We start from the raw sequence: 22,189 nt of genomic DNA on the forward strand, positions 1-22,189 counted from the left end.
AGTCTTATCATATTCTTTTCATTTTTCATGGTAAACTATTTTCATATTTGTTTCATTTTTTGTTTCCGGAACCCTCTATGCCAGATGCTGCCTCGGTTCATCACCTTGCTTCTCCTAAGAGGAAACATCAAGCTGGATATAGCAATCTGTCCCAGACAGGAACCATTACCCTGAGGCAACTGGGTGTACACTACCGCCTAGTAGAAGCACTCAGGGATATCAACTGTGAGATCAAACCAGGACGATTAACCGGAATTATTGGTCCGAATGGTGCTGGCAAAAGTACTTTGATCAAAGCCATGCTGGGGTTAGTTCCCACGGCCACGGGCTTTGCTGTGTATCAGGGAAAACCGTTGATAGAACAGTTAGAAAAGGTGGCTTATATGCCACAGCGGACGCAAATTGACTGGACTTATCCCGCGACTGTCTGGGATGTTGTGCTAATGGGTAGAGTCCGGAAAACAGGATGGTTTCGTCGCTTTTCTACGGTATCCCGGCGGATCGCAGCGGATGCCATCGAACAAGTTGGGATGGGGGATTACCGCAATCGTCCGATTGGACAGCTATCGGGAGGACAGCAGCAGCGCGTCTTTCTCGCTAAAGCATTAGCTGAACAAGCAGATATATTCTGTTTTGATGAACCGATGGCTGGTATTGACAAAAAAACTGAAGCTGTAATTTTTACTATCCTCCATCAACTCGCCGATGCGGGAAAAATTGTGCTGGTAGTTCACCATGATTTGGGAGAAGCGATGACTAATTTTGATGATTTGATTTTGTTGAATCGGGAGTTAATTGCTAGTGGCTCTAGGCAAGAGGTATTGAGTGCAGCTAATATGCAACAGGCTTATGGTGGTCAAGTCGTTTTTTGGTTAGATCCAGTTGCTGTCAAGTGAAAGAAGGCAAAAGGCAAAAGGCAGAAGGCAAAAGGCAAAAGGCAAAAGCTGATTTCTGATAGCACAAAAAAATATTCCCATCGCTCTTTCCTACTGTTCCCTGTTCCCTGTTCCCTGTTCCCTTTTACCATCAATCTGATGTTTACATCTCACCTAAAAATGCTATATGTTAGAGGTTTTAATTGAGCCGTTGCACTATGGGTTTATGCAGCGATCGCTAATTACTGCGGTGTTAGTGGGCATCGTTTGTGCGGCAGTTGGTAGCTACCTAATGGTACAGCGACTTGCCTTACTCGGAGATGCTATCAGTCATTCTGTACTACCAGGATTAGCGATCGCATTTATGATCGGTGCTGACATTTTTGTGGGAGCCTTTATTGCTGGGGTGGTTAGCACTGTCGTGATTACTTGGATCCGGACGCGATCGCAAATTAAAGAAGATGCCGCCATGGGGATTGTGTTTTCCGCTTTTTTTGCCCTCGGTATCACCTTAATTACGGTGATGCAGAAAGATAACAAAATTGACCTCAATCACTTCCTATTCGGCAATATTCTGAGTGTCACCAATGAAGAAGTGATCAATACAGCCATTATCACCGCCATTGTACTATCAATCATTCTCCTGCTGTACAAAGAATTAATGTATTATACCTTTGACCCATTAGGGGCAAAAGCAGCAGGTTTACCAACTAACTTGCTGAATTTTGGTCTGATGATTTTGATTGCCTTGACCATTGTCGCTAGCCTCAAAGGAGTTGGAGTCATCTTGGTGCTAGCCATGTTAATCACACCAGGAGCAACAGCTTACTTATTAGTCAATCGGTTGCACCAGATGATGATTTTGGGTTCAGCACTTGGGGTAGTAGCTAGTATTACTGGTATGTACCTGAGTTATTTTTTTAATCTCCCTTCTGGACCAGCAATTGTTTTAGTAGCTTTTGGTTTATTTATGCTGGCATTTTTGTTTAGTCCCAGTCAGGGAGTGTTAACTCATCCGAATACTCAGTTAGGACAATCACAAATTTGGCAGGAAATTAAGAGGTTGTGGCGTTGATATAGCATTTTTATTTCAGTTGTGAACATAGTCTACCTTGAGAAATGCAAAAGGCAAGAGGCAAGAGGCAAGAGAATATAAAACCATTATCTTGTCTAGCTTAACACCAAATTTATGGAGATGTCTAATGTATCCTATACAATCAGGATATCACTATTTGTTAAGGCAGTTTTGTTAGAGAAATTCGCAACTTGTACAGCACCTAGTGTACCTGAACCGTCAGCATCGAATGATAGTAATCCTGATGAACGATCATAGATGAATCTGTCATTTGTATCTAAGGCGGCAGCACCTAAAACAAATTGACCCACATCTAAAATTCCTTGAACAAGACCACTGCCGAAGCCACTAGCCGAAATGTGTAGTTTATCCCCCTGCTGACTGACAAAGTCGCTAATGTAATCTATCCCTTCAGTAGGGATATTAAAGACAAATTTATCTGCACCAGCACCTCCAGAGAGGACATCACTTCCAGTACCCCCATTTAAAAGGTCATCACCGGCACCGCCATAGATACGATCATTGCCAGCACCACCATACAAGTTATCATTCCCAGCAATTTCTTGTATAACTGACGGTAATTCGATAATGCCTCGCAGATATTGACTAGGATAATTTTGAAGGTCATTCCAGGCTTGATTACCCCAACCCATCGCAGCATAATCTTCACCATAGGGAATTGAGGAACTACGATAATCGTTAGGTTCACCCGCAGACCAGTTACGGTAGCTTGAGGTTTCACCACTAACCCATTGCCATTGACCTTCTATAGTACGATCGCTCAGACCGATCCAAAACAGTTCATGAGTTCCAAAGGTGGTGTTTAGCCAGCTTTGTTCGGTGGCGTTGTTAATCGTAACTAAGTTACCCCCAAGGCGTTGAGCTTCTGCTTGGGTAGACAGCCAAGTGCCGGGTTGGCTCAATACATAAGAGTGTCCATTCCAGGTGGTGAGATAGTCGCCGTAAATAATATCATCACCATCACCACCATAGACCGTATCATTACCTCGACCACCCCAAATATTGTTACTGGCACTGTTGCCTTGAATAACATTATTGAGATTGTTACCGTAGCCATTGATAGGACTTGTTCCATCCAGCTCTAGATTTTCCAAATTATCGCCAAGGTGATAGGTAATGGAGGAATAAACTTTATCAATACCTTGACCGGCATATTCAATTATGGTATCACCCATACTATCAACATCAAGAATATATTGATCATCACCAAAACCTCCCTTCATGCGATCTCTACCCCTTTCACCCTTTAACAAGTCATTACCAAAACCACCATAGAGGTCATCATTACCAAAACCTCCGTACAACTGATCATCACCACCACCACCATAAAGACGGTCATTACCTGCACCACCATTTAAAATATCACTTTCACCTATTTCTGGTGATACTGAAGGAATTTCAATAATACCTCGCAGATTTTGATTGGGATAATTTTGGAGATCATTCCAACCCTGATTGCCCCAATTCATCACTGCGTAATCTTCACCAAAGGGGTTTGATGAAGTACGATAATCGTTAGGTTCACCGGGAAACCAGTTACGATAGGTTGAGACTTCACCACTAACCCATTGCCATTGACCTTCAGTAGTATAATCTGTCAAGCCGATCCAAAACAGTTCATTAGTTCCAAAGGCTTTGTTTAGCAAGCTTTGTTCGGTGGAGTTGTTAATTGTAACTAAGTTACCACCTAAATTTCGAGCTCTTACTTGGGTAGAGTACCAATTACCAGGTGTGCTCAATAAATAGTATCCATTGTTAGTAAAATACCAAGTACCAGGAGCCGCTAATATATTGTGCCCTCCATAGTATCCAATGATATAATCTCCGTAAATAAGATCATTACTATCACCACCATTGACGGTATCTTGGCCACGACCACCCCAAATAATGTTACTAGCACTATTGCCATTAATTACATTATTTAAATCATTACCATAACCATTTATAGAATGCACACCTCTCAGTGTTAGGTTTTCTAGATGAGCACCAAGGTGATAAGTAGTAGAAGAGTAAACAGTGTCAATACCTTGGTCAACATACTCAACTACGATATCGCGGTTGCTATCAACAACAAAGCGATCATCACCAAAACCTCCATACATGCGATCGCTACCAGTTCCACCGTCTAAGTAGTCATTGCCAGAACTACCACTGAGGGTATCATTACCACTAGAGCCATAGAGATTGTCATTGCCTGTACCACCGTATAAGCGATCGCTACCAGTTCCACCACTTAAATAATCATTGCCTGAGCCACCCCTCAGGTAGTCATTACCGGCATTACCATAAAGACTATCATTACCGTTACCACCGTTGAGATTATTAGCACTATTGTTGCCAATAATAGTGTCGTTACTTGAGCTACCAACTACATTCTCAATTATGGCTCCGTAGGCAATTGATGTCCCATAAGCAGTGGTCTTATATCGCAATGAGCTGGTATCATTTCTGTTATCTTCCGGTATATAGGAGGTTGAGTTATAAGCATCCCGAGTGGTCAGTATACCACCTTCTCTGATATCAAAATAATATCCTGGGAATCTCAAACCAAGTTTAGAAAAATCCAAAGTATCTATTCCACCACTATCCCAGATTGACAACTTCAAGGATATTGTTTTACTACCACGATAAGCATGACGACCATCCCTATAACCATTGACAGTATCAAACCGGTAATAAGTGTTACCAAAATTAAAAGCCTTTGATCCGTAAAGATACTGTATAGATCTGATATCATAAGGCATTGGTGTGGCTGCATAAAAATCAGGTGTTCTATTATAAGACATCACCGTATTTGTGGTATTGTCTTTAGAGTGATTTAAAAAAGGAGGATTAGCCTTCCCAGATATAATATCATAGTTACCAGGATGCTTTAAACCAAGTGCATGTCCAATTTCATGTAGTGCTAATTCTAAAAACCAATTACCTATACCAGTAGGAGCTTCTTTTCCAAGCTTAATAGTTACACTTTTTAGTTTGTTAGACCTCGAAATCGGACTTGCCACCCCTCCATCATCATCACTTATTCCTAAAAAATGTAGATTTCCTCTGTTTGATGTTTTGCCAAAAAAAATATTAGCGACTTCACTCCATCTGCTGAGTGCTTCTATCACCATTAAACTTTCACTAAGATCAAGCCCATCGCTTCCAGTTGAATCAATACTGTAAGTAAGAAAAACTGGTTTCCTTTTATCAACCCAATAAACGTCATCCAACAAAGCATCAATATCGTTATTTCCAGAACGCTTAACACCCATAATATTTTCCCTGATCAATCTGAGGTTATATCTGAAAACTGCTGTGTTTTTCAGCCTCTAATGGCAAATTAAATTAAATCTGCTTTTTTTCTACAAAAGGGCAAACTTTTGTAACATTCCTTAACAAAAGCCCTGGGCAGACCAACCCTGATCAAAAATGCGCCTGAGTTAACTCAGACGCACTATGCTCATCAAATCATGATTTGATCCTCCAGCAAGCTTTGCTCTACCAGAGGCTTGCAGAAAAACCCTAGACAAACACGTCATCGAAATTGTTGTTGAGAGTGCTAGCTTGAGTGAAACGCACCACAGCCAGAAGGTCTCCGCCGCTTGAGATTTCAGCACCATTAGCACCATCAACAATGCTCAGATCATTAGGATTGGTAACATCAAAGGTAGTCATACCAAGCTGGAAGTTGTTGATAGTATCAAATCCATTACCGGTTTCGAGGAAAATTCGATCGTCACCACCCCCTAAGAAAAGGGTGTCGTTACCACTACCACTATTAATAAAATCATCCCCAGAGCCAGAAAAGATCAAGTCATCACCAGCATCACCAAAGATTACATTATTACCTTCACTACCGAAGATGGTATCATTACCGGTACCACCGAAAATCCCATCTGGCTGTGAACCCCCCTCGATCCGGTCATTACCATCACCTCCGATAAGAATATTTATTCCCTCACGACCAAAGATCATGTCATCGCCAGCCAAACCATCAATCTGATCGTTTGCGCCAGTGCCCGACAGGGTATCATTGCCTGGTGTTCCCGTGATATTATTGAAAGAATTCATTGATCTTTGCTCCGTAATTAATGAATCGTTAGCTTTTATTTAAACCACACCTGGATTGTGTCTGAGGTTGTATCTGAAAACTGGTGTGTTTTTCAGCCTCTAATGGTTAATCAAACTGAATCTGCTCTTTTTCTACAAAAGTTTGCCCTTTTGTAATATTTCTTAACAAAAGGCCTGGAGAGAGCAACCCTGATCAAAAATGCGCCTGAGTTCACTCAGACGCACTATGCTCATAAAATCATGATTTTATGCTCCGGTAAGCTTTGCTCTACCGGAGGCTTGCAGAAAAACCTTAGACAAACACGTCATCGAAATTGTGGTTGAGAGTGCTAGCTTGAGTTGAACTCACCACAGCGAGGAGGTCTCCGTCGCCAAAGATTTTAGCACCATTAGCACCATCTTCGATGACAATGTGACTAGATTTTGCAACATCAAAGGTAGTTTGACCAAGCTGGAAGTTGTTGACAGTATCAAAGCCATTGCCGGTTTCGAGGACAATTACATCCTCACCACCTCCTAGCCATAGGGTGTCGTTACCACTGCCACTATTAATAAAATCATTGCCAGAACCAGAAAAGATGATGTCATCACCAGAACCACCAAAGATTGTATTATTACCTTCACTGCCTCTGAGGGTATCATTACCGCTACCACCGCTAATGAAATCCCGCTGTGAACCACCCTCGATCAGGTCATCACCACTACCGCCGTAAAGGGAATTAACTCCCTCAGCTCCTCTGATGGTATCGTTACCGCTACCACCGGTAATGAAATCCCGCTGTGAACCACCAAAGATTTCGTCATTGCCACTACCGCCGAAAAGGGAATTAACTCCCTCACTACCAAAGATCTTGTCATTGCCAGCAAAACCCCGAATCCGATCGTTTCCGACAGTGCCAAACAGGTTATCATCATCTGCTGTTCCTGTGATATTATTGATAGAATTCATTGATGTTTCCTCCTTAATTAGGAATCGTCAGTTGTTATTTAACCCACACCTCGGTTGTATCTAAAGTTACATCTGAGGTGGTGTCTGAGGCTGTATCTAAAAACTGCTGTGTTTTTCAGCCTCTAATGGTTAATCAAACTGAATCTGCTCTTTTTCTACAAAAGGGCAGTTTTTTGTAATATTCCTTAACAAAAGCCCTGGAGAGAGCAACCCTGATCAAAAATGCGCCTGAGTTCACTCAGACGCACTATGCTCATCAAATCATGATTTTATGCTCCGGCAAACTTTGCTCTACCGGAGGCTTGCAGAAAAATCCTAGACAAACACCTGATCGAGATTGTCTATGAGTGTGCTAGCTTGAGTCCAACTCACCACAGCCAAGAGGTCTCCGCCGCTCAAGATTTCCGCACCATTAGCACCATCAATGATGTTCAGCTGACTACTATCGCCCGCATCAAAGATAGTTAGACCAAGCTGGAAGTTATTGATAGTATCAAAGCCATTGCCGCTTTCGAGGACAATTAGATCCTCACCACCTCCTAGCCACAGGGTGTCGTTACCACTGCCACTATTAATGAAATCATTGCCAGAGCCAGAATAGATAATGTCATCACCAGCACCAGCCAAGATTTCATTATTACCTTCACTGGCGAAGATAGTATCGTTACCGCTACCAGCATTAATCACATCCAGCTGTGAACCACCGTAGATCAGGTCATTACCAGCACCAGCAAAGATTTCATTATTACCCTCACTGGCGAAGATAGTATCATTACCGCTACCAGCATTAATCACATCCAGCTGTGAACCACCGTAGATCAGGTCATCACCAGCACCAGCAAAGATTTCATTATTACCCTCACTGGCAAAGATGGTATCGTTACCGCTGCCACTATTAATCAAATCATCCCCAGCGCCAGAATAGATCAGGTCATCACCAGCACCAGCAAAGATTTCATTATTACCCTCACTGGCAAAGATGGTATCGTTACCGCTACCACCGCTAATCACATCCAGCTGTGAACCACCGTAGATCACGTCATTACCATCACCGCCGAGAAGGGTATTAATTCCCTCACTACCAAAAATTGTGTCATTGCCAGCCAAACCCTCAATCTGATCGTTTTCGACACTGCCGAACAGGCTATCATTGCCTGATGTTCCTAAAATAAGATTGTCGTCAATATCTAAGTTAATGTTGAGATCAATCAAGCCTGTGTTGGAAGAAAAGCCATCAACAGCAATTTGGTAGGTTGTACCAGCGCTAACAGTAAATACAACTTCACTTTGTAAACCAAAGGTGTCATCATCACTGGCAATCTCTGTTAAGCTGTTAAGTGCTGAACCGGTGTAGACTGCTAGACTAGTGTCGTAGTTACTCCCAAAAGTGTCAATAGTGACTGTACCATCACCGGGAGCTGTCCAAGACCACCAGGCAGAATTTAACGGGCTGCTAAATTCTGCATGATTCGGCTCACCTGGCTCCCCAGTGAAACCCACGTTAGTGCCTGTGGTACTAACTGATGTACGCTTTAAGAATATCCGGTCTGCAAAGTTATCATTAGAAACCATCAATGTTTGCTCCGTAATTAATAAATTCTCAGTTGTTATATAATGCACACCTGGGTAGTATCTGAGGCTGTATCTCAAAACTGGTGTGATTTTCAGCCTTTAATAATTAATCAAGTTAAAATTGCACTTTTTCGGAAAAAAAACAATTTTTGTAATAGTTATTAATAAAATCTGTGGGTATAAAAAGCATCATTAAAAATGCGCCTGAGTTCACTCAGACGCACCAAATAAGGTTAACTTTTGAATGTATCATGACAGCGCTATCAAAGACGCTATCTAAGCATTTTTTTACCTTTGTTAAAGTTTTATTTAAATTTTACCGAATCTTCATTATACCTTTCCGGTTTTTCATGGGTACTTAGTTTTGAATTAGGAAACGGCAAAGTCAGTTATTTTACGGCGTTCTAAGGTTTTAAAGGCAAGGACAATTTGTTGAGGTGAAATGCCTAGTTTTACCAGTTCGTTGGCGACTCCTTCTTCTGTGCCGTCTTGTTGAAGCCAAATTTTTTCGTTAATGATATCAATGTGAATCAAACTGCCGTAAATTCTTTGATTTTTGTGCCAACCTATTTCCATGAGGAGATAGTGATCTTTATTTTCGTCAATGATTAATTGAAGATCGCTTTCGGGGTCATTTCCTAAAAATTCAACGTAGTCTTGTAAGACTTTGATAATGGCTTGTTTTAGATTAGTTTTGTTTAAGGTATCCATGTAATAAGCTCCTCTTGATTGACGTCAAAGGTAAAAAGGCGAATGATTTTATCTTCGATTAAAACTTGTCCTGCTTCTTCTTCAAACACTGATGATCTCACATCTTCTGGAACAGCTAAATAGAGTTTTCTTTCGGGTTCGTAGCGTACCAGTAGGTGTTCATACAAAACAAATTGACCCACTGCTTCCTCTAAATCTTTCATTTCTGATGCACTGCGGAAACTTTTGATTTCAACAGCAATTTTCTGGACACCTTTTTCCGCCGCAATGAGTCGTTCTGCCCCTAAGTCAATATATAAATTCTTTTTTCTAGTGAGTTTTAAACGATAGGGATCGTGGGTGATTGTCCAACCGTCTTTTTGAAGGGCATTGCGTACACTATCATGATAGTAGTCACGAACTGGCATGGTTATTAATTTAATAATTAATTAATTTTTTGATCTTAATTGACTCTGACCATTACCGTTATGATTCGGGTATTCTTAAGTTAGCAAAAAGTGATTATCCAAGGGTCAACAAGATTATTCATAGATGCTATGATGAATATCAAGCTTATTTTCAGAAGTGCTCCTATTTACTAAACCATTAGCACCAGGGCTGAGGGTATTTAACCTGACTTGATATTATTCATGATGTCGCTTTTTCCCCCAAAGTACACCTGATATTATATCTTTATTTATCGTGTTACGGCGGTTTGCATAACTATCAGGTACACAGGATTGTTTTCCCTCTTCCTTCTTCCCTCTTTCCTGCTCCCTGCTCCCTGCTCCCTGCTCCCTGCTCCCTAAAAACCTAGGAACTTTGTCCCTAACTGAATTGCAAACCGCTGTAAATTTTACATCTCAAATACAAACGCTAAATCAAATTTTTACCGAATCTTCATTTTACCTTTCCGGTGTTTCATGAATGGGCAAGTAAATAGGTGATGCTTGCCAAGCTGGCACCAGCCATGAGGAGATTTTTTAAATAGCTTAAATAGGGTTTTGAGTAACTGCTACTGAGTAATAATAAGAAATAGATATCTAGGTATACACGAGAATAATCCAAATAATACCCTAAGATAGTCATGCTAGTCATAGAAAATAACACAGCATAAATAATTGCACTGATTAGGATAACTTTGTTTTCCCGCAGGGACTGACTGGCTAGCAGTATAGTAACTACAAAAGCTGCTATTAATAAGGCAAATGAATAAGCTTCAAACAGGTTTTTTCCCCCTAGTCCCCCTGTGAGACTATTAATCAGCTTTTGACCTATGCCAAATAGGGGGTAGCCAAAATTTTCACTACCTTCTAGATTCTCTTGAGCCTCTAGATGATAGAAAACATAGATAGCCCACCCAGCTACTGGTATCCAAGCCCATAATAGATGTTGCAGCTGCCGACCTTTGCGCTCCCATATACTGGTTAATAAAATTGCCAACCACATTAATAGCATTGTCTCCCTTGTCAGACAAGCAGCTGCTATGGCTATTGCTGTGTAAATCGGTTTTTCATTGCGATAAAAATAGATAGCTGTTACCAGCAGCAAGCTACTAATTAAATCAGCTGTTGAAAGGGATAAAACCATCCAAACTCCTGGTATAGACAGAACCAGGAGTGAGTGCCAAGTTCTACCACTATATCGTTTGAAATATAAACTACTCACAAATACTATGAGAATAATAGCTAGACAGTTAATCCCAACCATTGCGTAGGGAATTAGCTGGGGATTCCCAAAACCTAATAGATAACCTAGCAGTGGATACAGAATTCTTCTGTAGCGATATTGCGGAGGAGTAATGGCTTCTATTGTTCCTGAGTTTTCTAACCATGGATCGAGGGCAATACTCAGAAACTGTTGACCATCATATCCCTGCTCTCCCTGATAAATCAATACTTGATCACTATTGAGATAAGGAGAAATAGGGAATAGTGATCCAATTCTGAAAAAGCCAGTAATATTCCCTTCAAATTTTACAAAATAAAATAAACTTACTATAACTAATACTAAAACAGCAGCCAATATTGTGTACCTAATCTCAATCGGCTGCCGATTCCATAATTGTTTCATGACCTACACTTGTTTTATGAGCTAACCCGCTCTTCCCTATCATCCTGTAAGCATTCAGCCGTCAGCTATCAGTTATCAGCTTATGTGCTACGCACACGCTACGCGAACAGCTAATGCGCTACGCGCACGCTACTTGAGATGCTAAAGGTCTGTGGCCACGCTAAGCGAACAGTTTATGCCCATAGCTTAGGCTACTAATGGTGCTTTTGAATAAAATAAGCTGTTCGCGCAGCGTGAGCGAAAAGCTCACGGCTGACGGCTGATAGCTGAATGCTTACAATTAGCAATTATTAAAAATGCGCCTGGTTAATTCCAGACGCGGGTAATCTTGGCAACTGACGATAAATGAAATGAAATAAAATGAAATTAACCGAGTGCTTCAGCACCACCCACAACTTCCAGAATTTCCTGGGTAATAGCGGCTTGCCGTGCCTTGTTGTAGGTTAGGGTTAGTTTACCAGTCAGTTCCGATGCATTATCACTAGCATTACTCATTGCTGTCATCCGACAAGCCAGTTCACTAGCTGCTGACTCTTGTAATGCCCGTAGTAACTGGTTGTTTAGATATAAAGGCAACAGGGCATCCAGGATTTGGACGGGGTCTTGTTCAAAGATCATGTCACGGGGGAAAGTCTCGGTAGTTGTCCTTGTGACTAACTCCCGCTCTACCTTGAACTCACCACCTTTAGTTGTTAATCTGAAGATTTCATCATCCTGTGATTCTAGTCCCTTAGCTGTTAGGGGTAGCAGAGTTTGAACCGCAGGTCTAGAACTAATCAATGAGACGAATTTGGTGTATATCAACTCCACCCGGTCTACGGTTTCAGACAGAAACAGGGAGAGGAGTTGGTCAGCAATCATAGATGCTTCTGATGCGGTGGGAATCTGTTCTAAACCGGTGTACTTGGCATCAATTGGCTGGTCGCGGCGCTCGAAGTACTGAATAGCTTTTCGTCCAACTAGCACATATTTGTAGCCAACCCCTTTCTCCTGTAGTTCCTTTGCACGGTTTTCGGCACGCTTGATCACGTTAGTATTGTAACCGCCACATAGTCCTCTATCCCCTGAAACCACGAGCAAGCCTACATTCTTGATTTCCCGTTCTTTTAGTAGGGGGAGATTGGCATCTTCAAACTGCATCCGGTTTTGCAAACCGTAGAGAACTTGTGTTAAGCGGTCAGCAAAGGGACGGGTGGCAGTTACCTGTTGTTGAGCACGACGTACCTTAGCCGCAGCCACAAGGCGCATCGCTTCGGTGATTTTCCGGGTATTTTTGACTGACTTAATGCGATCGCGAATATCTTTTAGATTAGGCATAATCTGTTCAAGGATGAAGGATGAAGGGTTAAATTTGTCTCGGGTTGAAGGTTGTTTGTCAGAATGCAGAATGCGCGAATGTAGAATTAAGAATTAAGAATTAAGAATTAAGAATTCTACATTCTGCATTCTAAATTCTTAATTCAAAAAGGTTGTTCGCCAAAGGCGTTCGGTGAAGGGTAGGTTGAAGGTTTAAGGTTTAAGGTTGACTGTTTTTTATAGAACCTGCAACCTACTAACCTGCAACCTACTAACCTGCAACCTGCAACCTACTAACCTGCAACCTACTAACCTGCAACCTGCAACCGAAACTAACCTGCAACCTGCAACGGAAACTAACCTGCAACCGAAACTAATCTTTAACCTGTTAAGCGGAGACTAGGAAGGTCTGTTTGTATTCTGCGATCGCTTCCTTTAGAATGCTTTCGGCTTCATCAGTGAGCTTCTTCTCCTTTTTGATGATCTCAACGTACTCTGGCTTGCTGGTTTTCAAGTACTCCCGCAGTCCCTGAGTAAAAGTTGTCACCTTATCAGTAGGCACATCATCTAGATAGCCATTGAGTCCAGCGTAAACGATTGCCACTTGCTCAAACACAGCTAGGGGGGAATTCTGAGGTTGCTTCAACACTTCCCGTAAACGCTGACCCCGAGCCAACTGAGCTTGGGTAGCGGCATCCAAGTCGGAGGCAAACTGAGCAAAAGCTTGCAAGTCGTCAAACTGGGCTAGTTCTAGCTTCAACTTACCAGCCACTTTCTTCATGGCCTTGGTTTGGGCCGCAGAACCTACCCGTGACACTGAGATACCAGGGTTAATCGCTGGTCTGACACCAGAGTTAAATAGGTCAGAGGAGAGGAAGATTTGACCATCAGTAATAGAAATTACATTAGTCGGGATGTAAGCTGATACGTCACCAGCCTGAGTTTCAATAATAGGCAGTGCGGTCATACTACCACCACCTAGTTCATCATTCAGTTTTGCTGCCCGTTCCAACAACCGGGAGTGGACGTAGAACACATCTCCTGGATAAGCTTCCCGTCCTGGTGGACGGCGCAGCAGTAGGGACATCTGGCGATAGGCTTGAGCTTGCTTAGACAAGTCATCATAAATCACTAGGGTTGCCTTACCGTTGTACATAAAGTACTCGGCAATCGAGGCACCAGTGTAGGGAGCCAAGAACTGTAGAGTAGCTGGGTCATTGGCGTTCGCTGCCACGATCACAGTGTAGTCTAATGCTCCTTTTTCCTGGAGGGTATTCACCACTTGGGCTACCGTAGATGCCTTCTGACCAATAGCAACATAGACACAAATTACATCTTCCTGTTTCTGGTTGATGATTGTGTCTACAGCAATAGCAGTTTTCCCGGTTTGTCGGTCACCGATAATCAACTCCCGCTGACCGCGTCCAACGGGAATCATAGCGTCAATAGCGGTGATTCCCGTTTGCATGGGTTCACAAACTGAACGCCGCGCAATAATCCCTGGAGCCATGGATTCCACCAGACGGGATTCAGTGCTTTGAATGTCCCCCTTACCATCAATGGGACGACCCAAGCCATCAACTACCCGACCAATCAGTGCCTCTCCGACGGGTACCTGAGCAATTTTACCAGTAGCAGTAACCGAGCTACCTTCCTGGATATTTAAACCATCCCCCATCAGCACTGCACCCACATTGTCCTGTTCTAAGTTCTGGGCAATGCCAACGGTGCCATCTTCAAACTCCAGCAGTTCCCCAGCCATGCACTTTTCCAAGCCATAAATCCGGGCAATACCATCACCAACTTGCAAAACCGTTCCAACGTTGGAAACGGCAAAACCTTGGTTATATCCTTGAATTTGCTGCCGAATAATGCTGCTAATTTCGTCTGGTCTAATGCTAATCATGATGTGTTTTTATCGTTAACTAACTAATTGTTTACTGTTAACTATTAACTGTTTACTGTTGACTGTTGACTGTTCAAGGTTATGTCCCAAGGGGTTAATCTTTAACCAACTAACCTACCCTAAAAGGTAAGCCTCAGAGAACCAACTAACTTACCCTACACCGACTACGGGGCGAACAACCAACGTGACGTACTTCAACTGGTCAGAGCCATACCGATGCGACGGAGTTGTCCTTTTAGACTGGCATCAAATATCTCAGACCCGACTTTAATGATCACACCACCAATTACATCCGGGTCAATTTTTGTATCCAGTTCTACCTGATTGGCTCCCGTGAGGGACTTAACTTTCTCACGAACTGATTCTTGCTGAGCTTCAGAAAGTTCTATTGCTGAACTCACCTCAGCCAAAACAGTTTGATCTAACTCTCTGAGAAGTTCTTGGTACTTCAGGCAAATGCCTTCCAAAAACGCAATGCGCCCACGGTCTACTAGAATCCTCAAAAAATTCATGGTGTAGGGGTGAAGTTGGTCCCCAGCAATTTGTTGCAAGACCCCGATTTTATCCTCAGCTCTGACCACAGGAGAGCCTAAAAACTCCTGCAATTGTGGCGATTCTTTCAAAAGACTCAGCAGAGTATCTACATCCTCACTCAGTTTGCCTTTGAGTTCGTTATCGGACTTAGCCAAATCGAGCAACGCTTCTGCATAAGGTTCGAGTACTTGGCCACTCAAAAAACCACCTTTCATGAGCCACCTCCCAACAGAGCGATGTTGCGGTCAATTAATTGTTGTTGAGCGGAGTTATCTAATGTCTCTCTTAGTTGGGAATCAACCTTAGCCATTGCCATAGTAGCAACTCGCTGGCGTAGTTCGGCCATGGCTCGTTCCCTCTCCGAGTTCAAATCCTGAACTGCTGATTCTTTCATCCGTTCAATCTCTTGAGCCGAAGCGGCCAAAATTGCCTCTTTAGCTGCTTTAGCATTAACTTCTGCTGCAGCACGAATGTTTTCTGCCTCGACTTGGGCTTGAGCTAACTTCTGCTGTTGATCTGCTAAGGCTTCGGCTCCTTGTCTTTGACGAGCTTCTACTTCTTTAATCGCCTGTTCAATTTTTGAGCGTCGCTCACTCAAAATGTTTCCCACTAATTTGCTTCCGAAGTAGTAGAGTACTCCCAACAAAATACTCAGGTTGATTAGGTTGGTTTCAAGAATATTAAAGTTTAATCCAAAACCACCTTCTCCATGAGCTTCTGTTGCCAATAATACTAAATTCCCCATCATATCCGTTTACAATTGTTTTGAACGCATAATCTTGCTAAGCTATGACCTGTCCACCTACTCTCAAGATAATTATCTCAAGACAATTATTTCAAGACAATTATCTCAAGACAATTATCTCAAGATAATTAATAGTTTGAAATAGTTTGACAGTACTCCCACATCGCCAATCTCTTAGGAGTTTTAGTAAATATATGGGTCAGGCGGTCAAGACGCCACCATTTATCTTACTAACGCTGGCCCTAACAATTTTTCTAATATTTGGCGAGATAGATCATCCACCTGTTGTTCGAGGGAAGCCATTGCTTGCTGTTTCTGTTGATCAATTTCTTCTTGAGCTTTTGCTCGTTCAGCCTGAGCTTCTTGTTGGGCTTCAGCGATCGCTTGAGCTGCCATTTTTCTGGCATCTTCTTGAGCAGAAGCGATCACAGCTTGAGACTGCTTCCGGGCTTGACCCAACTGTTCTTCATACTCTTTAGCCATTTCTTCGGCTTTAGACAAGCGTTTTTTGGCATCAGATTCCTGATTCCGGATGTATTCGTCACGCTCATCCAGCGTTTTTGTCAGTGGCTTATAGAATATGGTATTTAATACAACTGTCAAAACCAGAAACTGCAATGCCATCAGAGGCAGAGTAGCATCAAAATCAAACATTTTTTACAAATCCCAAATCGGAATAAAACCGAACAATTCACCTTATCAGACCTACCATGTAGAGACGTTGCCTGCAACGTCTCTACATAAAGTATCAGGTTCTAAGAAAATGGGTTAGCAAACAGCAGTACCAGAGAAATTACCAGACCATAGATAGTCAGGGATTCCATGAATGCCAAGGTTAACAGGAGAGTACCGCGAATTTTTCCTTCAGCTTCCGGCTGACGAGCAATACCTTCTACAGCTTGACCAGCAGCATTTCCTTGACCGATACCAGGGCCGATAGCAGCTAAACCGACAGCGAGAGCAGCAGCGACAACTGAAGCAGCAGCAATGATTGGATCCATGATGATTTTTCTTATCCGTGAGTAAAGAACAAAATAGAGAGCTACTAGTCAGAAGGATTCTCCGAAGGAGTGATCAATTCCAACTATTCCTAATTTAAGGCTACCGTGCCATTCCCATCATAAGGTTATCCCTTAATGTTCTTCGCCTTCGACTTCTATTGCCTCGTGAATGTAGGCAGCTGCCAAGGTAGCGAAGACCAGGGCTTGAATTGCACTGGTAAATAGACCTAGCGCCATAATTGGCAACGGGATAAACAGAGGCACTAGCAGCACCAACACGGCTACTACCAGTTCATCTGCCAGAATATTGCCAAATAAACGGAAGCTTAGGGAGAGGGGTTTGGTGAAGTCTTCTAAAATCTTGATCGGCAAGAGGATTGGTATTGGCTGAATATAGCCAGCGAAGTAACCTAAACCCTTCTTGCTCAAACCAGCGTAAAAATACGCCAAGGATGTTAGTAAGGCTAAGGCAACGGTGGTATTGATGTCATTGGTAGGAGCCGCCAGCTCACCGGATGGGAGCTCGATAATACTCCAAGGAATGAGGGCTCCTGACCAGTTTGACACGAAGATAAACAAAAACAGTGTACCGATAAAAGGTACCCAAGGGCGATATTCTTTTTCCCCCAGCTGGTTTTTCGCTAAATCCCTCAAAAATTCTAGGGCGTACTCCATCAAATTTTGGATACCGCCAGGAACCATTTGGACATTTCGAGTTGCCGCAAGGGAAGCTACTACCAGAATAGCAATCACTACCCAGGAGGTGAGAAAAACCTGACCGTGTAATGTTAAATTGCCAATCCGCCAATAAAAGTGTTCACCAACTTCTAAGGAAGCAAGGGGTAAAGAATTCAGAACGTTTAAAGCATTTATCATTTCCATTCTGGAGATTTACCCAGATTTCTGTCAAGGGTGAAACGTCTGTTTATCCTACCAATAAATCCGACTTAAATAAATCTTACTTAGAGGTAGGATTTACTAGGCTTTGCAGGATATAGACGATAATTGCGGCTTTGTACGTCAGAAACCCTAAAAATATAGGAAGTATTTGTAATTTTTGCCATTGACTGGCTACTACAATTATCCCAATAAAAACCGCAAACCGAGCCGTGCTCGGACGCCTATTTTGTTGGCTTAGCCGCTCTACGTCTTTAGCCAACATTCTCAAGTAAACCATACCAGTACACGCCCCGATCAAATAATTCAAGGCAATGTTGAGGGAGTAAACCACCCACACACAGATGAAAATAATCCCTGTCGCGACTAGGGTGACCAACAACAGAGTTTGTTTGAGTTGGTAATACTCCTCCATTGACGAACTCGTTGAAGGGGACAAGTAACTTGTTTGCGTGTTTTCCTCCATGGTCAATGGTTTCTCAAGAGGGTCATCTGACAAGTTCACCGGTAGCAGCAAATGCTAGTCCAGTCATCTGGCTTGTTTTCACAAACCAGAGGTAATCATATCATGGGAAAGGTCACAATACTTAACAAATCTGGTATAAAAATAACTAATCCCTCCGAAGTGCGGTATAAGTAAGGGTTTCGGCTGACAGGGTGATGGATAAATGCGGCAACGGATGGGTGCATGTAACGGATAGGTAGTGACTACACAAACTAAGCTTGCAGACTTAGGCTGACCACACCAATGATTTTCTCTGAGTCCTTGAGGTGCGGACGAAAGTTTGTATAGCTCCATCCTTGAGGGGGCAGGGGACTAGTGCTAGAGGTGATTGACTGACTTTACTCCTAAAATCAACGGTTTTACTTAGGTAGCGGTGGAGCGGTAGCTAAACCGAACAAAACCATTGCCAATGTTGGGTTTCACTATGTTCGACCCAACGGACAAACCAAAATTTGTCACTCAACAGGGAAAGTCTATATATTGTATTGGGATCTTGATGCGTTCGCGTAGCGTGGCCTACGGCCAATCGCGTAGCGGCTCGTACCGAGCATCGCGTTTGAGGGAAGGATATCTCATTTGGCGTACTTCTTAAGAAGTATCTCGCAACTAGCGAGAGGCAACAAAGGTACGACCCAACAAAAATATTGGTTAAATATTACTGAATTGAATTCAATAAATACCGACATGGTCAGCAAAGCACTAGTATAGATGCCAATTTGTCGCTTCATGGCACTCAGAAATACTAGACTCATTACCAACACCATTGGCAACTTAGCTTTGATACCAATGAAATCAGGATTTGATAATGTAATTAACCCATCTAAGGAAGGAGCATTAACATGTCCGTCTGGATTTCTAGTGGCTGAAAATAGAATCGATTTAAAGAATCCTTCTGCATTCCATAAGATAAATGGTAGTGACGTTATCCCAGGGATAACAATTATTAACAACAAAGCGATGAAGGTATCCTTTACAGGATTATCCTCTGATGATTGCCAAGCCCAAATCAGATAAAGTGGTAGTAAAAAGATAGCAATTTGTTTAATCGCTAAAGACAAGCTAAACATCAAGAAAGCTGTAGACTTGTGTTTTGGCAGTAACATCAGGGAAAGAATCAGAAAAAATATAGCTAGGAAATCTAAGTTAGCGTCGATACTCACATAAAGCGTCCATCGGTTCAGTAACCAGAATAAAGCAGCAAACCAGCCAAAAATAAATAGTTTATGGTTATACAAATGATAAAAAATTAAACCAGCAATACCGATATTAACCATTAAAAATATCGGTCGCCATAGGGAAATCCAGTCTGAGTAGTCTTGGAACCCCAATAATTGAGTTAATGCTGAAAGCCAATAAAAAAGGGGGAAATAGGTAGCATACTTCTGATTCTCTCTCATATTTCCCGATAAGACTCTAGCGTAGGGATTTTCCCCCGATAAAATTCGCTTCCCTTCTACCCAGCTATAGTAAATATCATGTCCTTCAGTGTTATAGTTCCAAACTTGCAAAAGTTTGACATTAATGACAACACCGACAACAGCGATTAAAATTAGACAGATAATTACTAAACTCTTTCTTTGACTCATTATCATCTTCCTTCTTGGTTATTCGTTAATTAACCATTAACGAATAACCTTCAATGATAAGTATTCAATCGAACTTGAGCTCACGGTTTACTTTTTCAGGACGCCCCATCCCAGCTGTGATGGCATAACTTTGAGCCAACAACTGTAACCAAAGCCGTGGATAACGCTTTTCAAGCCAGGGCTGTAACCGTCGAACTAGACTGGGAAACCAACCTTTGAGCAACCCGCTGACAAAGGCATTGCTAGTAAAACTTAAGTAACTGCCTACCCAAAGCAAGAAATCCTTAGCACCAGCCATTTCCAAAATCCAGGGGATGAGGGCAGGGTTTCGCCTAGCTGCTTTGAGTGCGAGTCGATTAAAGGTTAACCAACTGAAACGGTCTTTAATAAACGTATCTGGTACCTCCGGTGGTTCATCTGCCAACAATCCAAAGAAGGTATTGAGCATGGCGTTAATCCGCTGGGGTGGTAGATGACGACCTGTTGGTACCATCATCCCTTGGGAAAACAGCCAGGTAACAGCAATATTACTTTGATAGGCGCGAATTTGATTTAAATCCTTAACACTCAAAAGATTGTGCCGCAAGGCAGTGTCCAAGAGATCGGTTAAGCGATAGAGGTTACGCACTAAGGAACCGAAGCCAGTGAACACCAAGGGGGACTGAAGGGAAGCAGCATCACCAATGGCAAGCAGTCGGTCAAAGGCCACAATGCGATCGCGACTTCCCACCGTAAAATGTCCGGGAATATACCCAAAGGTTGGTTTCTTCCACACCAACTTTTCTATATCACATCGGCGGTATTCCGGTAAGATAGTAAAGAAATCTTCATACATTTCTAATAAAGAGCCGGGATTCTCAGGATGTATCTGATGGTAATGGAACAAATAAATTGTCAATTCCTCACCTGCACCAGGGAACAACTCCCAAATCAGCTGACGTCCCCGGGAAATATCCCCATGACTATTGAGAACATCACCATAATCGGGATCCCACACCTGAGGCTCAAAGCCCTCAATCACAGCCCCCACCGTGGGACAGACACTATTAAACGCCCTACCCCCATTGAGCTGCCAAGCAATTGGTGAAGCCGTTCCCATGGCATCCACCAACAGACGACCACTCACTTGTCGGTGAGATTTAGTTGGTAAGTGTTGCAAGTCCACCACAACTTCCTCTGGGGTGATAGTTGCTTGGATAAACTCTGTCTCATCCCAGATTTCTCCCCCAGCACTCTTTAGCTTTTTCCCACACAGTTGCAAAAATTTGGCAGAATCAATGGCGATATTGAGCACCCTTGGCGTGTGCAATATCGCTGCTTTCAAGTGGGGTGGGTTGTTGCTATCAAAGAACTTATTAAATCCATCAACGTATTCCCTAGCAATAATCCCTTCAAACTCAGTTGGGGTAAATAAACCCAAATCAATCAAGCTTTGAAACTCATCCCGTGAAATATTCCATTCCCGGTTCATCCGCCCAAAGGTTAACCGCTCAATCAGCAATACCCGATAACCCCGCTGCGCCATTGTTGCAGCATGGATCACTCCCAAGGCACCACCGATGTAGATTACGTCGTACTTAGAGGTTGAAGGTTGACGGTTAGTCGGTTGAAGGTTAGATGGTTGTTCGCGTAGCGTGGCCTTTTGGCCAAGGTTGTTTTGGGAACCTTCAACCTGCAACTGGCCAACCTTCAACTGTTGGGAACCTTCAACCTGCAACTGGCCAACCTTTAACTGTTGGGAACTTTCAACCTTCAACTCCTTAAACAGGACCTGCTTGGGCTGCTGGGGGTTACGAACCCCCTCACGCCAGCGCTTTTCCCACCAATAAACTCGATTAAGGTCATATTCTCCTCTAGGCATTTTCCGGAAAAAGTGCACAGTCTGAGGATAATAGGGTGCTAATGCTTCAAAGATAGATTGCTCAGATAACTCTACATCCGGTGGTTCTGGATAGTGGTACGGGAATTGATCCCGAAGACTCTGGGTCAGCTGTCTTAGAATTAGCGTTTCGCCGCTCAGGGGCTTTTCGGACCAACGAAAGGCTTTGAGGTAGGTGGTTCGCTGCACAGACCACACAAAAATCGAGATTTCTGGAATCAAAGAAACTACAACTGTAGTCTTGTGATTAGAATTCTCATCAGGAGTAGTCTCCCATTGCAGACGGATACCATCTGGCGTGATTATCTTATCCCCAAGCTTAGGCTGCCATTCCTGTTGCAACCATTGGCACACAGTCTTGGTGTCTGGTGTAGGGATTTCTACGTACAGAATCTCTTTCATAGGGGTTATGTGATCACAAATTTCATTAAGAGGAGAGACGGAGGTAATCAGTGATGAAAATACGCTAAGCTTCCAAGTATCGACTTGTTTAATATTCGTAAAAATACTTTACATTGATTTCAGTTTA

Annotated in this window: 19 protein-coding genes and 1 pseudogene; 2 read left to right on the top strand and 18 right to left on the bottom strand. The window is 42.7% G+C overall.

The genetic code is table 11. From position 1 onward, the window contains the following. Positions 1-77: 77 nt before the first annotated feature. Complete coding sequence (locus F6K46_RS00300; protein WP_293051116.1) at positions 78-896, top strand: metal ABC transporter ATP-binding protein; 819 nt, start codon at positions 78-80, stop codon at positions 894-896. Positions 897-1,062: 166 nt separating this feature from the next. Next, entirely contained in the window at positions 1,063-1,950 is an 888-nt protein-coding gene (locus F6K46_RS00305) for a metal ABC transporter permease (RefSeq protein WP_293051113.1), read from the top strand. A gap of 434 nt (positions 1,951-2,384) precedes the next feature. Here F6K46_RS00305 and F6K46_RS00310 read toward each other — a convergent pair. The 18 genes and pseudogenes from F6K46_RS00310 to F6K46_RS00395 form a co-directional block, all read right to left on the bottom strand. Beyond that, positions 2,385-5,228: pseudogene (locus F6K46_RS00310) on the bottom strand (lectin-like protein); the annotation flags it as partial. A gap of 250 nt (positions 5,229-5,478) precedes the next feature. Then, a complete protein-coding gene (locus tag F6K46_RS00315) occupies positions 5,479-6,027 on the bottom strand; it encodes a calcium-binding protein (protein ID WP_293051111.1) in 549 nt (182 codons plus the stop codon). A 292-nt stretch (positions 6,028-6,319) separates the two neighbouring features. After that, positions 6,320-6,976, bottom strand: coding sequence for a calcium-binding protein (locus F6K46_RS00320; protein WP_293051108.1), 657 nt, complete (start codon positions 6,974-6,976; stop codon positions 6,320-6,322). Positions 6,977-7,291: 315 nt separating this feature from the next. Further along, positions 7,292-8,548 (bottom strand): calcium-binding protein, encoded by a 1,257-nt coding sequence (locus tag F6K46_RS00325; protein ID WP_293051105.1) that lies wholly within the window; start codon positions 8,546-8,548, stop codon positions 7,292-7,294. A 369-nt stretch (positions 8,549-8,917) separates the two neighbouring features. Beyond that, positions 8,918-9,259, bottom strand: a complete 342-nt coding sequence (locus F6K46_RS00330) for a XisI protein (protein WP_008181118.1) — start codon at positions 9,257-9,259, stop codon at positions 8,918-8,920. Further along, complete coding sequence (locus F6K46_RS00335) at positions 9,247-9,666, bottom strand: XisH family protein (RefSeq protein WP_293051102.1); 420 nt, start codon at positions 9,664-9,666, stop codon at positions 9,247-9,249. The genes F6K46_RS00330 and F6K46_RS00335 overlap by 13 nt, the downstream gene beginning before the upstream one ends. A 493-nt stretch (positions 9,667-10,159) precedes the next feature. Continuing rightward, a complete protein-coding gene (locus tag F6K46_RS00340; RefSeq protein ID WP_293051100.1) occupies positions 10,160-11,311 on the bottom strand; it encodes an AZOBR_p60025 family cell surface glycopolymer formation protein in 1,152 nt (383 codons plus the stop codon). A gap of 366 nt (positions 11,312-11,677) precedes the next feature. Continuing rightward, a complete protein-coding gene (locus tag F6K46_RS00345) occupies positions 11,678-12,628 on the bottom strand; it encodes a F0F1 ATP synthase subunit gamma (protein WP_075898230.1) in 951 nt (316 codons plus the stop codon). A gap of 367 nt (positions 12,629-12,995) precedes the next feature. After that, the gene (gene atpA / locus F6K46_RS00350; RefSeq protein WP_075898228.1) at positions 12,996-14,513 is read right to left on the bottom strand and encodes a F0F1 ATP synthase subunit alpha; all 1,518 of its coding nucleotides are present in this window, start codon (positions 14,511-14,513) and stop codon (positions 12,996-12,998) included. A gap of 194 nt (positions 14,514-14,707) precedes the next feature. After that, a complete protein-coding gene (gene atpH / locus F6K46_RS00355) occupies positions 14,708-15,262 on the bottom strand; it encodes an ATP synthase F1 subunit delta (RefSeq protein ID WP_293018185.1) in 555 nt (184 codons plus the stop codon). Then, complete coding sequence (locus tag F6K46_RS00360; RefSeq protein ID WP_075898224.1) at positions 15,259-15,792, bottom strand: F0F1 ATP synthase subunit B; 534 nt, start codon at positions 15,790-15,792, stop codon at positions 15,259-15,261. The genes atpH and F6K46_RS00360 overlap by 4 nt, the downstream gene beginning before the upstream one ends. A gap of 222 nt (positions 15,793-16,014) precedes the next feature. Continuing rightward, entirely contained in the window at positions 16,015-16,446 is a 432-nt protein-coding gene (locus tag F6K46_RS00365) for a F0F1 ATP synthase subunit B' (RefSeq protein ID WP_293039151.1), read from the bottom strand. A gap of 101 nt (positions 16,447-16,547) precedes the next feature. Then, positions 16,548-16,793, bottom strand: a complete 246-nt coding sequence (atpE, locus tag F6K46_RS00370) for an ATP synthase F0 subunit C (protein WP_070392129.1) — start codon at positions 16,791-16,793, stop codon at positions 16,548-16,550. Between the two features lie 132 nt (positions 16,794-16,925). Continuing rightward, entirely contained in the window at positions 16,926-17,675 is a 750-nt protein-coding gene (gene atpB / locus F6K46_RS00375) for a F0F1 ATP synthase subunit A (protein ID WP_293039148.1), read from the bottom strand. 76 nt (positions 17,676-17,751) lie between these two features. Further along, positions 17,752-18,105 (bottom strand): ATP synthase subunit I, encoded by a 354-nt coding sequence (locus tag F6K46_RS00380; RefSeq protein ID WP_293039184.1) that lies wholly within the window; start codon positions 18,103-18,105, stop codon positions 17,752-17,754. Between the two features lie 475 nt (positions 18,106-18,580). Further along, positions 18,581-18,721: a hypothetical protein gene (locus F6K46_RS00385; protein ID WP_293051097.1), complete on the bottom strand. Its 141-nt coding sequence runs from the start codon at positions 18,719-18,721 to the stop codon at positions 18,581-18,583. Between the two features lie 46 nt (positions 18,722-18,767). Beyond that, the gene (locus F6K46_RS00390; protein ID WP_293039145.1) at positions 18,768-19,781 is read right to left on the bottom strand and encodes a hypothetical protein; all 1,014 of its coding nucleotides are present in this window, start codon (positions 19,779-19,781) and stop codon (positions 18,768-18,770) included. A gap of 64 nt (positions 19,782-19,845) precedes the next feature. Beyond that, positions 19,846-22,062, bottom strand: coding sequence for a flavin-dependent dehydrogenase (locus F6K46_RS00395; protein WP_293051094.1), 2,217 nt, complete (start codon positions 22,060-22,062; stop codon positions 19,846-19,848). Positions 22,063-22,189 lie beyond the last annotated feature (127 nt).

This window comes from Moorena sp. SIO3E8, from assembly GCF_010692445.1.
GTDB classification, from domain to species: Bacteria; Cyanobacteriota; Cyanobacteriia; order Cyanobacteriales; family Coleofasciculaceae; genus Moorena; species Moorena bouillonii.